Source organism: Halovenus carboxidivorans (assembly GCF_009831575.1).
Classification (GTDB): domain Archaea; phylum Halobacteriota; class Halobacteria; order Halobacteriales; family Haloarculaceae; genus Halovenus; species Halovenus carboxidivorans.
In genome coordinates this window covers 283,198-297,533 of record NZ_WUUT01000005.1, presented here as the reverse complement: position 1 = coordinate 297,533, position 14,336 = coordinate 283,198, and the positions used below count along the sequence as shown (strand labels likewise).

Below are 14,336 nucleotides of genomic sequence, written 5' to 3'. Positions count from 1 at the left end.
GGATTGAATAGGCAGACTGGCGAATATGGCTCACAATGAGTGGTAGCGACGACCTCGGCGGGTTGGGCGATCTGGACGAGGGCGGGGACGACCTCGGCGGTCTCGAAGGCGACGAGGAGTTGGGCGGATTAGACGACGGGTTCGACGAGATGGAGGGCGGCGACGAGATGGCCGGCGGTGGCGGCGGGAACGTCGACGAACTGGAACACCGGCTGGACGAACTGGAAAACGAGGTCGGCAGTCTCTCCTCGACGGTGAACACCGTTCGCAACGAGAACGAGCAGATCTCCAACAGCGTCGAAGAGGTCGAAGAGAACGTCCGGAAACTGCTGGACATCTACGAGATGGTGACCCGGGGCGTCAATCCCTTCGCCGACGAGATGGACGCCGGGATGGGGATGGGCGGCGGCCAGATGGAGGCACAGGACAGTTCCTTCGGTCTGTTTACCGACGACGAGGAGCAGGAAGAGGAGGACGTCGACGAGGACATCGCCGAGGCCGACGCCGAGGGCTTTTTCGACGACGACCTCGTCGAGGAGGACCCAGACGGCGGTGAGGAAGAGGTCGATGCCGAGATGGGCGACGCCTTCCAGGAGTCGTCCACGGACGCAGACGACGAAGCGTTCGAGGAGGTGGGTGGCGAGCTCGACGACGAGGCGGAGTTCGACGACATCGAAGGCGAACTCGACGACGAAGCCGAGTTCGAGGAGGTCGGTGACACCGACGATACGGCAGCCCAGTTCGAGGACGAGGAGGTCGCGAGTGACACGACCGATACGGCCGACGACATCGGGGACGACGAGTTGTTCGACGACACCGTCGAAGACCCGAGGGAGCCTGCGGCCGAACAAACCGTCTCTGAATCGTCTGTGAGCCAACGGTCCGAAACCGAGCAGACGACAGATACGTCCTCGCCGGAATCCGGCAAACCGTATCTGACCCAGGTCCCGGACGGCCTCACCGGTGATCTGGTCGTCATCGAGTGGCTCGAATATCTCGTCGACGAGCTCGGTTCCCGGGGTGCTTCGGAGGCGGTCCGGTACTACGAAACTATCGACTGGATCACCGAGCCGGTGGCAGACCAGCTCGAGGCGCACCTCGACAAGTTCGAGAGCGGCGAGCGCGGATCGCTCTCGGTCGACCACCACCGACAGAGCCTCGAATACATCGACCAACTCAACGGAGGTGACGCCGCACAGCAAACGGCCGTCTTTGGCGGAGGTGAGCCGCTGTGACGTCTCTGATCGCGCGTGGACAGCGCCCGGATAGCCGACCCCGGCGGCCGCGGAGTCGGCCAACACGGTTATCGGGACACCTCTCTAACTGTCCGCTCAGACAGCGCGCCGCAACGACAGCAGGCACCGACTGTTCGGTTGATCTGACGCGAACGGAGGAGATAGCATGAGTCTGGCACAACAGGACCTGTATTCGATCGGACTCGGTGAACGGGACCGGCTGAACAAGGAACTCGGTGGCGGTCTGCCCCCCGGAAGTATCGTTCTGATCGAAGGCGAGTACGGGGCCGGCAAGTCCGCGATGAGCCAGCGCTTCTCCTACGGTCTCTGCGAAGAGGGGACCATGGTGACGCTGCTGTCGACGGAACTGACCGTCGGTTCGTTTTTAGAGCAGATGCACTCGCTGGACTACGGCATGGTCGATCACATGCTCGACGAGAACATTCTCTATCTCCACGCCGCGATCGGCGATTCCAAAAACACGTTCACGATGGACGACGAGGAAGACGACCGCAAAGAGTTGCTACGCCGACTGATGGAGGCGGAGGTGATGTGGGACTCGGACGTGGTTATCATCGACACCTTCGACGCGATTTTGCGTAACGATCCGAAGTTCGAGGCCTTGGTCCGGGAGAACGAGGAGCGCCAGGCGGCCCTGGAGATCATCTCCTTCTTCCGCGATATCATCTCCGAAGGGAAAGTGATCATCCTGACGGTGGACCCGACGACGCTAGACGAAGAGGCACTCGGACCGTTCCGGTCGATTGCGGACGTGTTCATCGAACTGGAGATGGTGGAAGTGGGCAACGAGGTGCGCCGGCAGATCAACGTGTTGCGGTTCGCGGGGATGGGCGAGCAGGTCGGTGACACGATCGGTTTCTCGGTCCGACAGGGGACCGGCATCGTTATCGAATCTCGTAGCGTGGCATAACTATGACAGAGCACGGACAGCCAACTCCTTCGGACGAACTCAGGCAACACGCGGCCCGTCGGCCCCACCTGCGTGAGCACCTGATGAAGTTCAAACAGATCACGGGGGAGTTCCCGCTGTTCATCGAGGAGGCCGACGACGAGTACGAGTCGGATCGGCCGAACGTGCTCTACCCGGTCGGGGGGCCGATCTACTGCCACATCTACGGCGACGTGGGACAGGACATGAAATACTACGTCATCGAGCCGGACCTCTCGGACGACGAGTGGTCCGTCTTCAACCGCGTTCGGGACAAACTGCTCGAACGCAGTGTCACCAAACCCGCCCCACAGGACGAGGCCGAGTACGACGACCGCATCGAGGAGTTGATGGAGGAGACGACGAAGATCAAGGAGCCGGAATCGGAGTCCGACAGCGGCGTCCTGACCCGCCTGAAGAACATCACCGACGTGGGCAAGGTCGAACTCACCGAGCAGACCTACGAGAACATCCGGTATCGGCTGAACCGCGATATCGTCGGCCTCGGGCCGCTCGAACCAGTTATGCGCGACCCGGCGAACGAGGACATCCACGTGATCGGGCCGAACCAGTGTTTCACCGATCACTCCGTCTACAGCATGATCGAGACCACCGTCGAGTGGGAGAGCGACGAGCACTTCGACCAGTGGCTCAAGAACATGGGCGAGCGGATGGGCGACCCGGTGAGTGACTCCGATCCGATCGTGGACTCGACGCTGCCGGACGGGTCGCGTCTGAATCTCATCTACTCCGACGACGTGAGCCTGAAAGGCCCCTCGCTGACGATCCGTCAGGGCGACGAGGTGCCGCTGTCGATCTTCCAGATTACCGCCTGGAACACGCTCAGTCCGGAACTGTCAGCGTACCTCTGGCTCTGTCTCGAAAACGAGCAGACCGTCTTCGTCGTCGGTGAGACGGCCTCCGGGAAGACGACGACGCTGAACTCGATCATGGCGTTCATCCCCCGCGATGCGAAGATCTACACCGCGGAGGACACCGCCGAGGTCATGCCGCCGCACGACACCTGGCAGCAACTGCTGACCCGGGAGGGTGACGACGAGGAGACCTCGATTTCCATGTTCGATCTGGTCGCGGCCGCGCTCCGATCCCGCCCGGACTACATCATCGTGGGTGAGGTTCGTGGCGAGGAGGGTCGGATGGCGTTCCAGGCGGCACAGACCGGTCACCCCGTCATGCTGACCTTCCACGCCAGCGATATCGTCTCGATGATCCAGCGGTTCACCGGCGACCCGATCAACATCCCCGAGACGTTCATGGACAACGCCGACGTGGCGCTGTTCCAGAACCGAGTCAAGCAGGGCGACGACGTGCTCCGACGCGTCACCTCGGTGCAGGAGATCGAGGGCTACTCCAAGGAGATGGACGGCGTCGTCACCCGCCAGGCGTTCTACTGGGATCCCGTCGAGGACGAAATCGTCTTCCAGGGCCGGAACAACTCCTACGTCCTCGAAGAACAGATTGCGACCCTGCTCGGCTACGAGGATACCCGGGATATCTACGACGATCTGGACTTCCGAGCCCGGATCATCGAGCGGGCGATCCAGGAGGGGATCGTCGGCTACCACGAAGTGAACGAACTGATAACTGACTTCCAGCGCGACGGTGTCGAAGGACTCCCCTTCGATATCTACAGGCAAGACTAATGGCTACTGATAGTGCGGATCCGGCGATTGACCTGACGGTTACGGAGAACATCAAGTCGCTGCTTGAGTCCTACCGCCGGATGCAGATGCCGATGGGCCAGTACATCACGTTCATTCTGGTCCCGGCACTCGCGTTCTTCTTCGTGACGATTGCCGCGCCCTTCTTTTTGACCGGCCAGCCGCTGGTCGTCCGCGTGCCGATCCCGCTTTTGGGACTGCTCGCGTTCGCGTCGGCGGTCTTCTATCCGAAGATTCTCGTCAGCCAGCGCCGTCGCCAACTCGACAACCAGTTCCACCTGATGGTCACGCACATGACGGTGCTGGCTATCACGAAAATCGACCGGATGGAGGTCTTCCGGTCGCTGGCACAGGAAGAGGAGTACGGCGAACTCGCCAAGGAGATGGGCCGAGTCGTCGAACTCGTCGACACGTGGAACCAAAGTCTCGACGACGCCTGCCGTCGCCGCGCTCAGGAAGTTCCGAGCGACACCGTCGCTGACTTTTTTGAGCGTCTGGCGTACACCATCAGCGCCGGTCAGTCCCTGCGTGAGTATCTGCTCACCGAGCAGGAGAGTATCATCCAGGAGTACTCGACCGTCTACGAGTCGACGCTGAACAATCTCGACGTGATGAAAGACCTCTACCTGTCGATGGTGCTGTCGATGACGTTCGCGCTGGTGTTCGCGGTCGTGTTGCCGGTGCTGACCGGGACCGATCCGACGATGACCGTCAGCGCCGTCATCGTGATGTACATCTTCATCCAGAGCGGGTTCTACATGGCCCTGCGTTCGCTCTCGCCGTACGACCCGCGGTGGTATCACCCGCCGGAGAAGCCCTCCCAAGCAGAGCCTCGAATCAGGGCGAGTTTCTGGACCGGCGTGGCGCTGTCACTGCTGGTCACGTTCGTCACCTACGGCGGTCTGCTCGGGATCCTTCCGATCCGCATCTCGATGCTCATCCCCTTTTTCGGGACTCCGATGCCGCTGCCGCTGTACGCGGTGATCCCGGTGACCCCGCTTCTGATTCCGGGGATCGTACTCTATCGCCAGGAGAAACTCGTCAAGGCCCGAGACGACGAGTTTCCGAGTTTCATTCGGGCGCTCGGAACGACCGAGTCGGTCAAACAGTCGACCAGTTCCGACGTGTTGCGCACCCTGCGGGAGAAAGACTTCGGGCCGCTGACGGAGAACATCGACGACCTGTACAAGCGGCTCAACATGCGGATCGAACCCGCCGAGGCCTGGCGGTACTTCACCGCCGACTGTCGTTCGTACCTGATCCAGACGTTCAGTGAGATGTACCTGATCGGCCGGGAGATGGGCGGTGACCCGCAGATCCTCGGGGAACTGATCGGTGAGAACATGAGCGAGGTCAACCGCCTCCGTCAGCAGCGCAGTCAGGCGGCGACGACGCTGATCGGGCTGTTGTACGGGATCACCGCGGCGGCGACGTTCGCCTTCTTCATCGGACTGGAAGTCGTCCGTATTCTCAGCAACATGAACATCAATATCGGCAACGCTGGCGGGTTCGCCGGCCAACTCATCAACACCGAAATGTACAACATCCCGCTGATCGAGTTTCTGCTGGTCGTCGTCATCATGTTCTCGGCGATGCTTTCGGCGCTGATGATCCGGACCGTCGACGGGGGTCACAAGATCAACACCTACCTCCACTTCGTAGCGATGTCCTGGATCGCCGCACTCACTGCCATCCTGACTCGCGTGGTCGTCAGCACCTTCCTGGCGGTCTGAATCCCGAGACGTGCGGCCGATCTTTTTAACCCGCTCCCGAGCAATGTCCTCGCATGGCACGAGAGGTCACCCACGAGGCGACCGGTCCGAAACCGATCGACGAAGACGACTTCGGTGACGACGGGAAGGCCTACATCTGCCAGTGTGGGCTGTCAGATGACCGGCCGTTCTGTGATGGTTCACACAGAGCCGTCGCCGACGAGGAGGACGGAGTGGTGTACAAGTACGAGGGCGAGGGTCGCCGCAGAGAGATCGAGGAAATCCGCTACGCGGAGGAGTAAGTGGCGATTCCAGAGGGCTTATTCCGCCGGCTATCGCAGGGTGGGACATGAGTGATCGCGAGGCGTTTCTGGCTGGGGAGCGGCCGTCGGACATCCACATCTTTCTGCACGACGAGAGCGTCTCGAACGCGGAGGCGCTGGAAGCACACGGCGAGCGCGTCGAAAACGGTATCGTTCTCCTGATGGACGGTGATCAGGCGCGGGGGATCTTCCAGCAGGCGACCGGGATCGATCCGATGGCACTCGCACAGGAGGCGATGAAACGGGACGGCACGGTCTCGGAGGACTGCATCACGGCGGCCTGCCCCGACGGAGACGACCACACGCCGAAGTTCATCTTCTCGTTCGCCGAGGAACAGAACGAGGAAGTCGGCGGCATCTACGCCGACGGCCCGGTCATCCACGCCTACGTCGCCTGCGACTGCGGCGCTCGGTACTCCGACAAGTGGGTTGTCGAGTAGAGTTACTCCGGTGACTCTTCGGGATCGAGCCGTCGGAAGGCGTCGACAATTGCCTGTTTTGCGACCGCGCCGTGGGTCGTCCAGTGGTGTGCGTAATCGAGCATGTCGTCGTAGATGTCGGGCTTGCAGCCCGCTGCCTTTGGATGACCGCCGCCGTTGACCTGTGCGGCCACCTCGTGACAGCGCTGGAACTCCTCTGTCCCGCGGATCGAGGCCGATCCGGCCGGTTTGACGATGACGGCCGCGTCGGTGCCCTGCTCGCGCATCGCCTCGGCGACCTCGTTTTGCGAACAGCGGCCGTATGTGACGCCGACCGTCCACGGTCCGACCTCCCGGATCTCCGCGCGTTCGACGGCCTTCTCGATGAGCGCCTCCTTCTCGACGCGGCGCTCCGCCAGTAACTCCTCGGCCTCCGGCGGGAGATCAGCCCCGTGTTCGACGACAGTCTCGATGTAGGTCTCCGGTTCGACCCAGTGTGCGTAATCGGCCAGGTCGTCGGAGCGTTCGTCCTCCCGGATCCACAGATCGTGGTCCCGGGTCACGGCAGCGAGTTCGGCGTACTTGTCCTCGAACTCCGTGTCGAGTTCGGCCAGGGCGACATCGGCCGTGCAGACCTCCTCGGACTCGCCGACGGTCAGATCGACACCCGCGTCCCGAACCGCGGCGGCGAGGTCGTCGTCCCACTGGTGGTGGTCGTACCACGTGACGCCGTCGAGATGATCGTCGATAACCCCGATGTCGGCGATGTCGTCCTCGCTGTCGGGGCAGAGATCGCAGATGAACAACTGCGCGTCGGAATCGGCGTACTCGGCGATCCACGCCAGGGACTCTCCGAGTTCGTGCGGCCCGGTCGGTAACAGCGCTCCCTCGCCGTGGGCGAGGCGCACGAGCGCGGTACAGGCGAGTCCGTCGGCGTCCGGATCGGCCACGACGATCACGGATGCGTCTTTCAGTGTCTCGGCGGCTTCGCGCTCCTTCTGTTCGGCTTCGACCGAATCCGGTCGGAAAAACCCCTCGCCCGGGAGAACAGACTTCCGACCGATCGAGAGTCGGTCGTCATCGATCAGCCAATCTTCCATACCCACACCAGCAGAGCAACCCTCAAAAGGAGCCCGGTCGCGCCGCCTCAGGCGGCTTCGGTGCTTTCGAGCTGTCGCACCGTCAGGACCGGCTGGGGTGCCGTGCGCACGACCGCCTCCGCGACGCTCCCGAGCAGGAAGGCGTGCTCGCCGTGGCGGCCACGGGTTCCCATCGCGATCACGTCGGCGTCGATCTCGTCGGCGTAGTCGACAATCTCGCTCGCCGGGTCGCCCTCTCGAACGGCCGTGGTCAGCGGGATCGAGCCCTCCGCGTGCTCCTGTGCGAACGAGAGGGCCTCGTCGCCGGCCGCTTCGATCGCCGTTTCGAGGTCGTCGCGGATCTCCGCTGGCGAGTTCTCGATTTCGTCGGTGTCGGCGACGTAGAGGGCGTGTACCTCGGCGTCGAAGCGGGTGGCGAAGTCGACCGCCGCCCGAACGCTCCGCTCGGCGCTCTCGGAGCCGTCGGTCGCGATCACGACAGTCTCGAACATACCCCATCAATCGGCGGGCAGGACAAAAAACAGCCGGGTTCGTTGCAGTCTCTCGGGACCGCCTCCCCGCGTGGCGGGACTGACCGGCGGCTTTTTTACTCGCCCGCCGGAATAGCGCCTATGGCCCTCGATATCGATCTCGTCCTCTCGGCCGCGGACAACACGCAGGAGGCCGCCGAGGCCGCGGAGTACGCCGCCGAGGTCGCAGCCCGATACGACGCGGATCTGCACCTGCTCCACGTCATCGATCAGCGGATCGTCCGCGGACTGGAGGCCGGGGACCTGGCCAGCGACACCGTCGCAGAACGCCAGCAGTGGATCACCGGTCACGCTCGCCAGCATCTCCCGGAAGACGGATCGGTCGAACTCACCCAGTCAGGGGCTATCGGCTTCTCCGCCGACAGGCTGGATCAGACCCCCGGTAGCGTCATTCTGACCGTTGCTGACAACCTCGGCGCTGACTTTCTGGTCGTTCCCCGGGTCACCGCACACGGCTCGCCGGAAGAGATCCTCGGGAAAGCCGCTCTGCACGTCCTCGAATACGCCGAGCAGCCAGTGTTGTCGGTGTGACCGCCGGCCGGTCACGCGAGTCGCAGCGCCATCATCCGCTCGAACCGTTCGCCGCCACAGGACTGGAACCCGATCTTCTCGTAGAGGTTGACCGCTGGCTTGTTCCAGCGTTCGACTGAGAGCCAGACGCGGTCGATCCCCTCCTCCGCCGCCGCGCCGAGGGCCGTCTCGACGAGGGCGGTCCCGATCCCCGCGCCCTGGTACGGCTGGAGGACGAAGATCGCGAGTTCGTAGGCACCGTCGCTGTCGCTGACCAGCATCACGTGGCCGACGGCGTTGCCCTCGTTTCGGGCGATCACGTTGAGTCCGTCGTCGGTCATCACCGCGTCGAGCCACTCCCGGATATCCGGCTCTTTCGTCGGTGGGATTCCCTGCGCTCGGTCCTCCTCCTCGAAGTCGAGGTACATCTCGACGAGATCCTCGGTGTCCCCGTCGGCACGCGTGAGTTCGATCTCGCGGCCCTCTCGGTCCGTCACCGTCCGCGGCGGGGTCGGGAAGCCATCGACCGGCTCGTCCGGATATTCGACGCTCATCTGACGAGTTTCACCGTAGTTCGGGAGTTGAGCAGGACGAACTCGTGTACGTCGTCGAGTTTGATCTTGCCCAGCGGACTCCGCTGTCCCCCCGAGAGTACGATCTGGTCGTACTCCTCTCGTTCCGCCAGTTCGACCAACCTGCTTCCCGGGTCCGAGTCGATGCGTTCGACCGCACAGTCGACGTCGAGCGTCTCGATCCGGTCGCGGACCGCCGATTCCGTCTCCTCGATCGAACCGTCGGTCGCGTAGATGGCGACAGTCAGGTCGTCTCCCGTCTGTTTTGCACGTTCGACTGTGGATTCGAGTGCCTTGATGCCGTGGTCGGTGTCTTCGATCCCAACGAGGACGCGCATATCTACAGCGACGACCGCCGTATATAAAAGAACAGCGACGGGAGGGGTCACGGGATCGGGTACGTTTTTCACCCGCGGGTACCAGCCATCTGTATGGCCGAGAACCCAGGACAGCCAACCGACCCCGAGTCGGACGACCGGCGCGAGGCCGGAGGTGAAGGTGAGCCGTCTCGACCCACACCCGACGCCGAGGACTTCGTTGACGACGAATCGGAGGGTACCGACGAGGTCACGGACTCCGACGTTCCCGAGGACGTGCAGGCGTACACGAAGTTCTCGAAGATCGACGGCAGCACCTACGACAGGGCGAACGAGTTCCTCCGGGATCGCACGTACATCACCGCCCGGGAGTGGGCGATTGCCCGCCTCTGTGCTGACTTTCGGACGGAGACAGGCGTCGAGATGACGAAAATCGGTGAGAACCTGCCGCACCTCGTCCCCTTCATGACCGACACGTACAGTCCACAGGCGGTCAACCAGGCCCGCCACTCCTTCGAGGAGAAGGTCCGGAAGGCCGGTGCGACTTTCCTCTACGGAGCGATGTGTGACTTCTTCACCGCAGAGGAACTGGACGACGTGATGTACGAGGCCACCGAAGTCGCGAAGTTCCTGCTCGAAGTCGAGGGAGTGAACCTCTCCGTCGAGGAGGAGCTCGAAGCGGAGGACCGGATCACCGAGGTGATGCGGGACGTACGCGAACACAGCGTCGCGCTCCGTCACGACGAGGTCTGCTGTCCCGAATGCGGCCACGAGTTCGACGCGAGCGAGAACTGAGTCGGCCCCTGTGAAAACTACCAAGTCTCTGTCTGTGAACACTGAGATATGTCCGACAGCAGTTTTCCGACATCGTGGCGAGACCCCGAGTACGTCGCGGCGGTCGTCGGTACGGTCGCGACGGCGGCCCTGTTTTACTACAGCGCGCTCTCCAGTTCGGCCCCGTCGACGGAGACGGTCGGGTTCGTCCTCCTCTGGGTGCTCGGTCCGGCGGGGGTAGCACACCAACTGGCCCGCCGATACCTCTGAGGTCCTACTGCCGAAACCAGCCGTCGTCCAACCGTTCGGAGACGTACTGGAAGTCGACGCCGGCACGGTCCGCCGCCAGTTCGTCGCTATCTGAGTCCCCGACGAACAGCGCTTCCGTCGGTGCCACTCCGAGCGAGCGGATCGTCTCCAGAAGTGGTTCCGGATCCGGCTTGTAGGCACTGATGCTGTCTCGACCGACGATGGCTTCGACGTGTCGATCCAGTCCGTGTATCTCCAGGGCGATCCGGCAGGCGGCCTCGCAGTTGAGCGAACAGACGCCGACCGGCACCTCCAGCGGCAGTTCGTCTGCCAGCGCCAGCCGTTCCGATCTGCGTGCGCCCTCGCGTTCGTGGTCCTGAATCGCCTCCTCGACAGTCCGTTCGAGCGGACCGCCGTGGGCGTACTCGAACAGTTCCCAGAGGCTCTTCTCGTCGACATCGATCTCCCGGGCGCGTAGCTTCGAGGCGACATCGTCACGAACCTGCTCCCAGTCGACCGCCAGGCGGGCGAGCGTCCCGTCGAGGTCGTACACGACCGCCTCGTACTCCTCTGTCACGGACCAGTGTAGGGCGAGGCCAAGCAAATGGGCTTCGGTCACCCGGATACGGGTACGCTTAAGAGGGTCGGTATCAAACCGCCTGGGGATGGGTATCAATAAACCAGATCTCTCCGGGAGTACAGCGTTCATCACAGGCACGACCCGCGGTATCGGGAAGGCCATCGCGCTCGATCTCGCAAAACAGGGGTGCAACATCGTCTCGACCGGCAAGACGAGCGAGGGCGGCGAGTACAAGGAGGAGAAAGACCTCGACGGCTCTATCGAACAGACTGCCCGCGAGGCCGAGGAGCACGGTGTCGAGGCGCTGCCGATCCAACTCGACGTCCGCGAGGAGGAAAACGTCGAGGCCGCCGTCGAGGAGGCAATCGATCACTTCGGCGAGATCAACATCGTCATCAACAACGCCAGTGCGATCCAGCCCGAGAAAATCGAGGATCTCCCGCCGAACCGCTTCGACCTGCTCAACGATGTCAACGTCCGCGGGACGTATCTCACCTGTCACTACTTCGTCGACCACCTCAAACAGATCGAAGACAAGGACACGTGGGTCCTGACGAACGCCCCGCCGATCGAGACCGACCGCGCGCCCGGAAGCGGGCCGTACACGTGGTCGAAACTCGGGATGACGTTCATGACGCTGTCGCTGGCGGGCGAACTCAGCAATTTCGACATCGGCTGCAACGCGTTCTGGCCCGCGACGGCGATCGACACGCGCGCGACCCGGTACTTCGGGATGGGAACCGAGGACGACTGGCGGACTCCACAGATCGTCTCGGACACCGTGCTCGAAATTCTCAGCCGCGATCCGGCCGAGTTCACCGGCAACGCGGTCTACGACGAGGAACTGCTCTGGGAGGCCGGCGTCCGTGACTTCTCTGAGTACAACCTCACCGAGGGCGACCCCGCGCCGATGTCCGCACAGATGACCAACCCCGACTACGAGAGCCCGGAGTAGTCGCCGGCGTTCGAGACCGTCCGCTCGACCCAGCACACTTAACGGGTTCGCTGGCTATACTCCGGATAATGGCAGCACGGCCACCATCGAACGACCTGGACGACGAACCGGATACGGTCGAGTTCGGCATCGTCGCGCTGGAGGCGCGAGTCGACGACAGGGGTGTCAGTTTCCCGATTTCGGCCGGGGAACTCGAGGCCGCACACGGCGACCTCCGGCTGGCTGTCGACCCCTCCGGAGCGAAGATCACGCTCGCCGAGGCGCTCGCGGCCTGCGAGCAGGAGCGCTTCGAGTCCAAGCAGGACCTGCTCAACGCTATGCATCCAGTGTTCGAGGAGAAACGGAGTTCGACCGGACTCATCGGTCGGCTCCGCGCGCTGGTTCCGTTCTAATCCTCAGTCCCGTCCTCCGAGACCGCAACCGTCTCTTCGCCCGGCGGTCTCGCTGTCCCGGACGGCTCCGCCCCGTCGTCCGGTTCGAGGCGGTCGAGGCGGCGTTCGATCCGCTGGAACTGGCGGCGCTGCTGTCGGTTCGCGGTGACGATCAGATCCGACAGCACCCCGAACATCACCAGTTGGAGGCCGAAAAGCAGCGCGACGCCGCTCGCCAGAGCGATCACCTCCCGGGAGATGCCGACGACTATCCAGGAGTAGAGGACGAACACCGCCAGTCCGACGCCGATGAGGCCGCTCAACACGCCGATGCTCCCGAAGTAGAAGATCGGATTGTTCTTTTTCGCCAGCCGATACAGCGTGAGGAGGATGTTCCCGCCGTCGCGAAACGGCCGGAGGTTCGTCTCCGATCCCTCGGGCCGGGACTCGTAGGTGATCGGGACGACGGCAGTCTTGATGTCGTGTCGCACGCACTCGACGGCGAGTTCGGTCTCGATACCGAACCCGTCGGCCGACAGCGAGAGCCGACCGAAGGAGTCGGTGGTAAACGCCCGGTAGCCGCTGAGGATGTCCTGCAGGTCGCGGCCGTGCACGACGCTGAACACCCGGTTGATGATCCGGTTCCCGACCTGGTTCAGCCGAGTCATCGCACCGTCTTGCATGTCGGCGAAGCGGTCCCCGATGACGTGTTCGGCCGTTCCCTCCTGAAGTGGTTCGATCATGCGGTCGGCCTGCTCGGGTCGGTACGTCGCGTCGCCGTCGACCATCAAGACGTAGGGGGCGTCGATCATATCGACGGCTTCCCGGACGGCCTGGCCCTTGCCCTCGCCGCTCTGGACGACGACGTGCGCGCCGGCCTCCTCCGCGATATCACGCGTTCCGTCCGTCGATCCGCCGTCGATGACGAGGACGTTCTCGTAGCCGACAGCTAGAAACCGCTCGATGACTTCACCGATAGCCGCGGCCTCGTTGTACGTCGGAATGAGAACACAGACCTCGTCTCGGTCGACCATTACCGGGACGTAGATCACTTACACAAAAAAACGTACGTGTTCGCAGAGCGGCAGTCGGACGGTAAGAATCCCGTCGATTCGACGACCGGCCGGTACCAGTATCCATTAGGGTATCCGGGTCGAACCAACCGGTATGGAGTACGTCAGGAAGGACGGTGTCGAGGTGCCGAAGGTCGGTGTCGGGACGTGGCAGATGGAGACCCAGGTCGCCTACGAGAGCGTCTCGACGGCGCTGGAACTGGGCTATCGACACGTCGATACCGCACAGTTGTACGAGAACGAGGCCGGTGTCGGTAGCGCGATCGCGGATGCAGACGTGGATCGGTCGGAGATCTTTCTCACGACGAAGGTCAATCCGGCCCACCGGTCTGTCGCGGACATCGTCGAGTCCGTCCGGGCGAGTCTCAATCGCCTGGAGGTCGACCAGGTCGACCTGCTGTTGATCCACTGGCCGCATCCGCTCGCAGATCTGCCGGCGGTTATCGACGGACTCAACGAGTGTGTCAGGCAGGGCCTCACGCGGTTTATCGGCGTGAGCAACTTCGGCGTCGACCGACTCAAACGCGCACAGAACCTCTCCGACGTGCCGATTTTCACCAACCAGGTGCTCTTCCATCCGTGGTGGCCCCAGCGGGAACTGCTCTCCTACTGCCAGCAGGAAGACGTGATCCTGACGGGCTACAGCCCCCTGGCCAACGGCGGCGCAATCGACGACGACCTGCTGGCGGAGATCGGTCGCGTCTACGACAAGAGCGGCCCGCAGGTGGCGATCCGGTGGGCGACCCAACACGAGAACGTGATCACCATTCCGATGTCCACCTCCCGGGAGCATCTCGCCGAGAACATCGACGTCTTCGACTTCAAACTGACGCGGTCGGAACACGACCAGATCACCCGTCCGTCCTACCTCAAGACCGGACTCTCGATGGTCCGCGGTCAGATCGGCGTCTGACTGTCGACCCTGCCGCTCGGGGCCGACCCGGGCGGCGCGTATCGGCTGAGCTATCCGATGCTTTTAACCGGA

At 63.1% G+C, this 14,336-nt stretch carries 18 protein-coding genes; 12 read left to right on the top strand and 6 right to left on the bottom strand.

Annotated features, from left to right (window positions below; translation table 11 throughout):
- Positions 1-35: 35 nt before the first annotated feature.
- The 6 genes from GRX03_RS13970 (at position 36) to GRX03_RS13945 (ending at position 6,341) form a co-directional block, all read left to right on the top strand.
- Positions 36-1,235 carry a FlaD/FlaE family flagellar protein gene (locus GRX03_RS13970; protein ID WP_159764822.1) on the top strand — a complete coding sequence of 400 codons (1,200 nt, stop codon included), beginning with the start codon at positions 36-38 and terminating at the stop codon, positions 1,233-1,235.
- Positions 1,236-1,401: 166 nt separating this feature from the next.
- Positions 1,402-2,166 carry an ATPase domain-containing protein gene (locus GRX03_RS13965; RefSeq protein WP_159764821.1) on the top strand — a complete coding sequence of 255 codons (765 nt, stop codon included), beginning with the start codon at positions 1,402-1,404 and terminating at the stop codon, positions 2,164-2,166.
- A 2-nt stretch (positions 2,167-2,168) separates the two neighbouring features.
- The gene (locus GRX03_RS13960) at positions 2,169-3,848 is read left to right on the top strand and encodes a type II/IV secretion system ATPase subunit (protein ID WP_159764820.1); all 1,680 of its coding nucleotides are present in this window, start codon (positions 2,169-2,171) and stop codon (positions 3,846-3,848) included.
- Positions 3,848-5,599 (top strand): archaellar assembly protein FlaJ, encoded by a 1,752-nt coding sequence (gene flaJ, locus GRX03_RS13955; protein ID WP_159764819.1) that lies wholly within the window; start codon positions 3,848-3,850, stop codon positions 5,597-5,599. Before GRX03_RS13960 ends, flaJ begins: the two co-directional genes overlap by 1 nt.
- Positions 5,600-5,652: 53 nt before the next feature.
- Positions 5,653-5,880 (top strand): CDGSH iron-sulfur domain-containing protein, encoded by a 228-nt coding sequence (locus tag GRX03_RS13950; protein ID WP_159764818.1) that lies wholly within the window; start codon positions 5,653-5,655, stop codon positions 5,878-5,880.
- A 47-nt stretch (positions 5,881-5,927) separates the two neighbouring features.
- Positions 5,928-6,341: a DUF5807 family protein gene (locus GRX03_RS13945; protein WP_159764817.1), complete on the top strand. Its 414-nt coding sequence runs from the start codon at positions 5,928-5,930 to the stop codon at positions 6,339-6,341.
- A 2-nt stretch (positions 6,342-6,343) separates the two neighbouring features.
- On the opposite strand, the gene GRX03_RS13940 is transcribed toward GRX03_RS13945, so the two are convergent.
- Positions 6,344-7,420, bottom strand: a complete 1,077-nt coding sequence (locus GRX03_RS13940) for a DHH family phosphoesterase (RefSeq protein ID WP_159764816.1) — start codon at positions 7,418-7,420, stop codon at positions 6,344-6,346.
- Positions 7,421-7,467: 47 nt separating this feature from the next.
- Positions 7,468-7,911 carry a universal stress protein gene (locus GRX03_RS13935; protein ID WP_159764815.1) on the bottom strand — a complete coding sequence of 148 codons (444 nt, stop codon included), beginning with the start codon at positions 7,909-7,911 and terminating at the stop codon, positions 7,468-7,470.
- Between the two features lie 120 nt (positions 7,912-8,031).
- Here GRX03_RS13935 and GRX03_RS13930 point away from each other — a divergent pair, with 120 nt between their 5' ends.
- Positions 8,032-8,481, top strand: coding sequence for a universal stress protein (locus tag GRX03_RS13930; protein ID WP_159764814.1), 450 nt, complete (start codon positions 8,032-8,034; stop codon positions 8,479-8,481).
- An 11-nt stretch (positions 8,482-8,492) separates the two neighbouring features.
- Here the strand turns inward: GRX03_RS13930 and GRX03_RS13925 are convergent, their stop codons facing one another.
- Complete coding sequence (locus GRX03_RS13925) at positions 8,493-9,014, bottom strand: GNAT family N-acetyltransferase (RefSeq protein ID WP_159764813.1); 522 nt, start codon at positions 9,012-9,014, stop codon at positions 8,493-8,495.
- The gene (locus GRX03_RS13920; RefSeq protein WP_159764812.1) at positions 9,011-9,370 is read right to left on the bottom strand and encodes a universal stress protein; all 360 of its coding nucleotides are present in this window, start codon (positions 9,368-9,370) and stop codon (positions 9,011-9,013) included. Before GRX03_RS13920 ends, GRX03_RS13925 begins: the two co-directional genes overlap by 4 nt.
- Before the next feature lie 93 nt (positions 9,371-9,463).
- Between GRX03_RS13920 and GRX03_RS13915 the strand changes: the two genes are divergently transcribed.
- Together GRX03_RS13915 and GRX03_RS13910 are read left to right on the top strand one after the other, a co-directional pair.
- Complete coding sequence (locus GRX03_RS13915; RefSeq protein ID WP_159764811.1) at positions 9,464-10,144, top strand: DUF5806 family protein; 681 nt, start codon at positions 9,464-9,466, stop codon at positions 10,142-10,144.
- Between the two features lie 48 nt (positions 10,145-10,192).
- Positions 10,193-10,393: a hypothetical protein gene (locus GRX03_RS13910; RefSeq protein WP_159764810.1), complete on the top strand. Its 201-nt coding sequence runs from the start codon at positions 10,193-10,195 to the stop codon at positions 10,391-10,393.
- A gap of 4 nt (positions 10,394-10,397) precedes the next feature.
- On the opposite strand, the gene GRX03_RS13905 is transcribed toward GRX03_RS13910, so the two are convergent.
- Positions 10,398-10,949, bottom strand: coding sequence for an HAD family hydrolase (locus GRX03_RS13905; RefSeq protein ID WP_368278477.1), 552 nt, complete (start codon positions 10,947-10,949; stop codon positions 10,398-10,400).
- 88 nt (positions 10,950-11,037) lie between these two features.
- Between GRX03_RS13905 and GRX03_RS13900 the strand changes: the two genes are divergently transcribed.
- Positions 11,038-11,907: an SDR family oxidoreductase gene (locus GRX03_RS13900; protein ID WP_159764808.1), complete on the top strand. Its 870-nt coding sequence runs from the start codon at positions 11,038-11,040 to the stop codon at positions 11,905-11,907.
- A gap of 68 nt (positions 11,908-11,975) precedes the next feature.
- On the top strand, positions 11,976-12,299 hold the full coding sequence (locus GRX03_RS13895) for a DUF5789 family protein (protein WP_159764807.1): 324 nt from the start codon (positions 11,976-11,978) through the stop codon (positions 12,297-12,299).
- Here GRX03_RS13895 and aglJ read toward each other — a convergent pair.
- Positions 12,296-13,312, bottom strand: a complete 1,017-nt coding sequence (gene aglJ / locus GRX03_RS13890) for an S-layer glycoprotein N-glycosyltransferase AglJ (RefSeq protein WP_159764806.1) — start codon at positions 13,310-13,312, stop codon at positions 12,296-12,298. The two genes, GRX03_RS13895 and aglJ, sit on opposite strands and share 4 nt — an antisense overlap.
- A gap of 133 nt (positions 13,313-13,445) precedes the next feature.
- Here aglJ and GRX03_RS13885 point away from each other — a divergent pair, with 133 nt between their 5' ends.
- Positions 13,446-14,264 carry an aldo/keto reductase gene (locus tag GRX03_RS13885; RefSeq protein WP_159764805.1) on the top strand — a complete coding sequence of 273 codons (819 nt, stop codon included), beginning with the start codon at positions 13,446-13,448 and terminating at the stop codon, positions 14,262-14,264.
- The last annotated feature ends 72 nt before the right edge of the window (positions 14,265-14,336 follow it).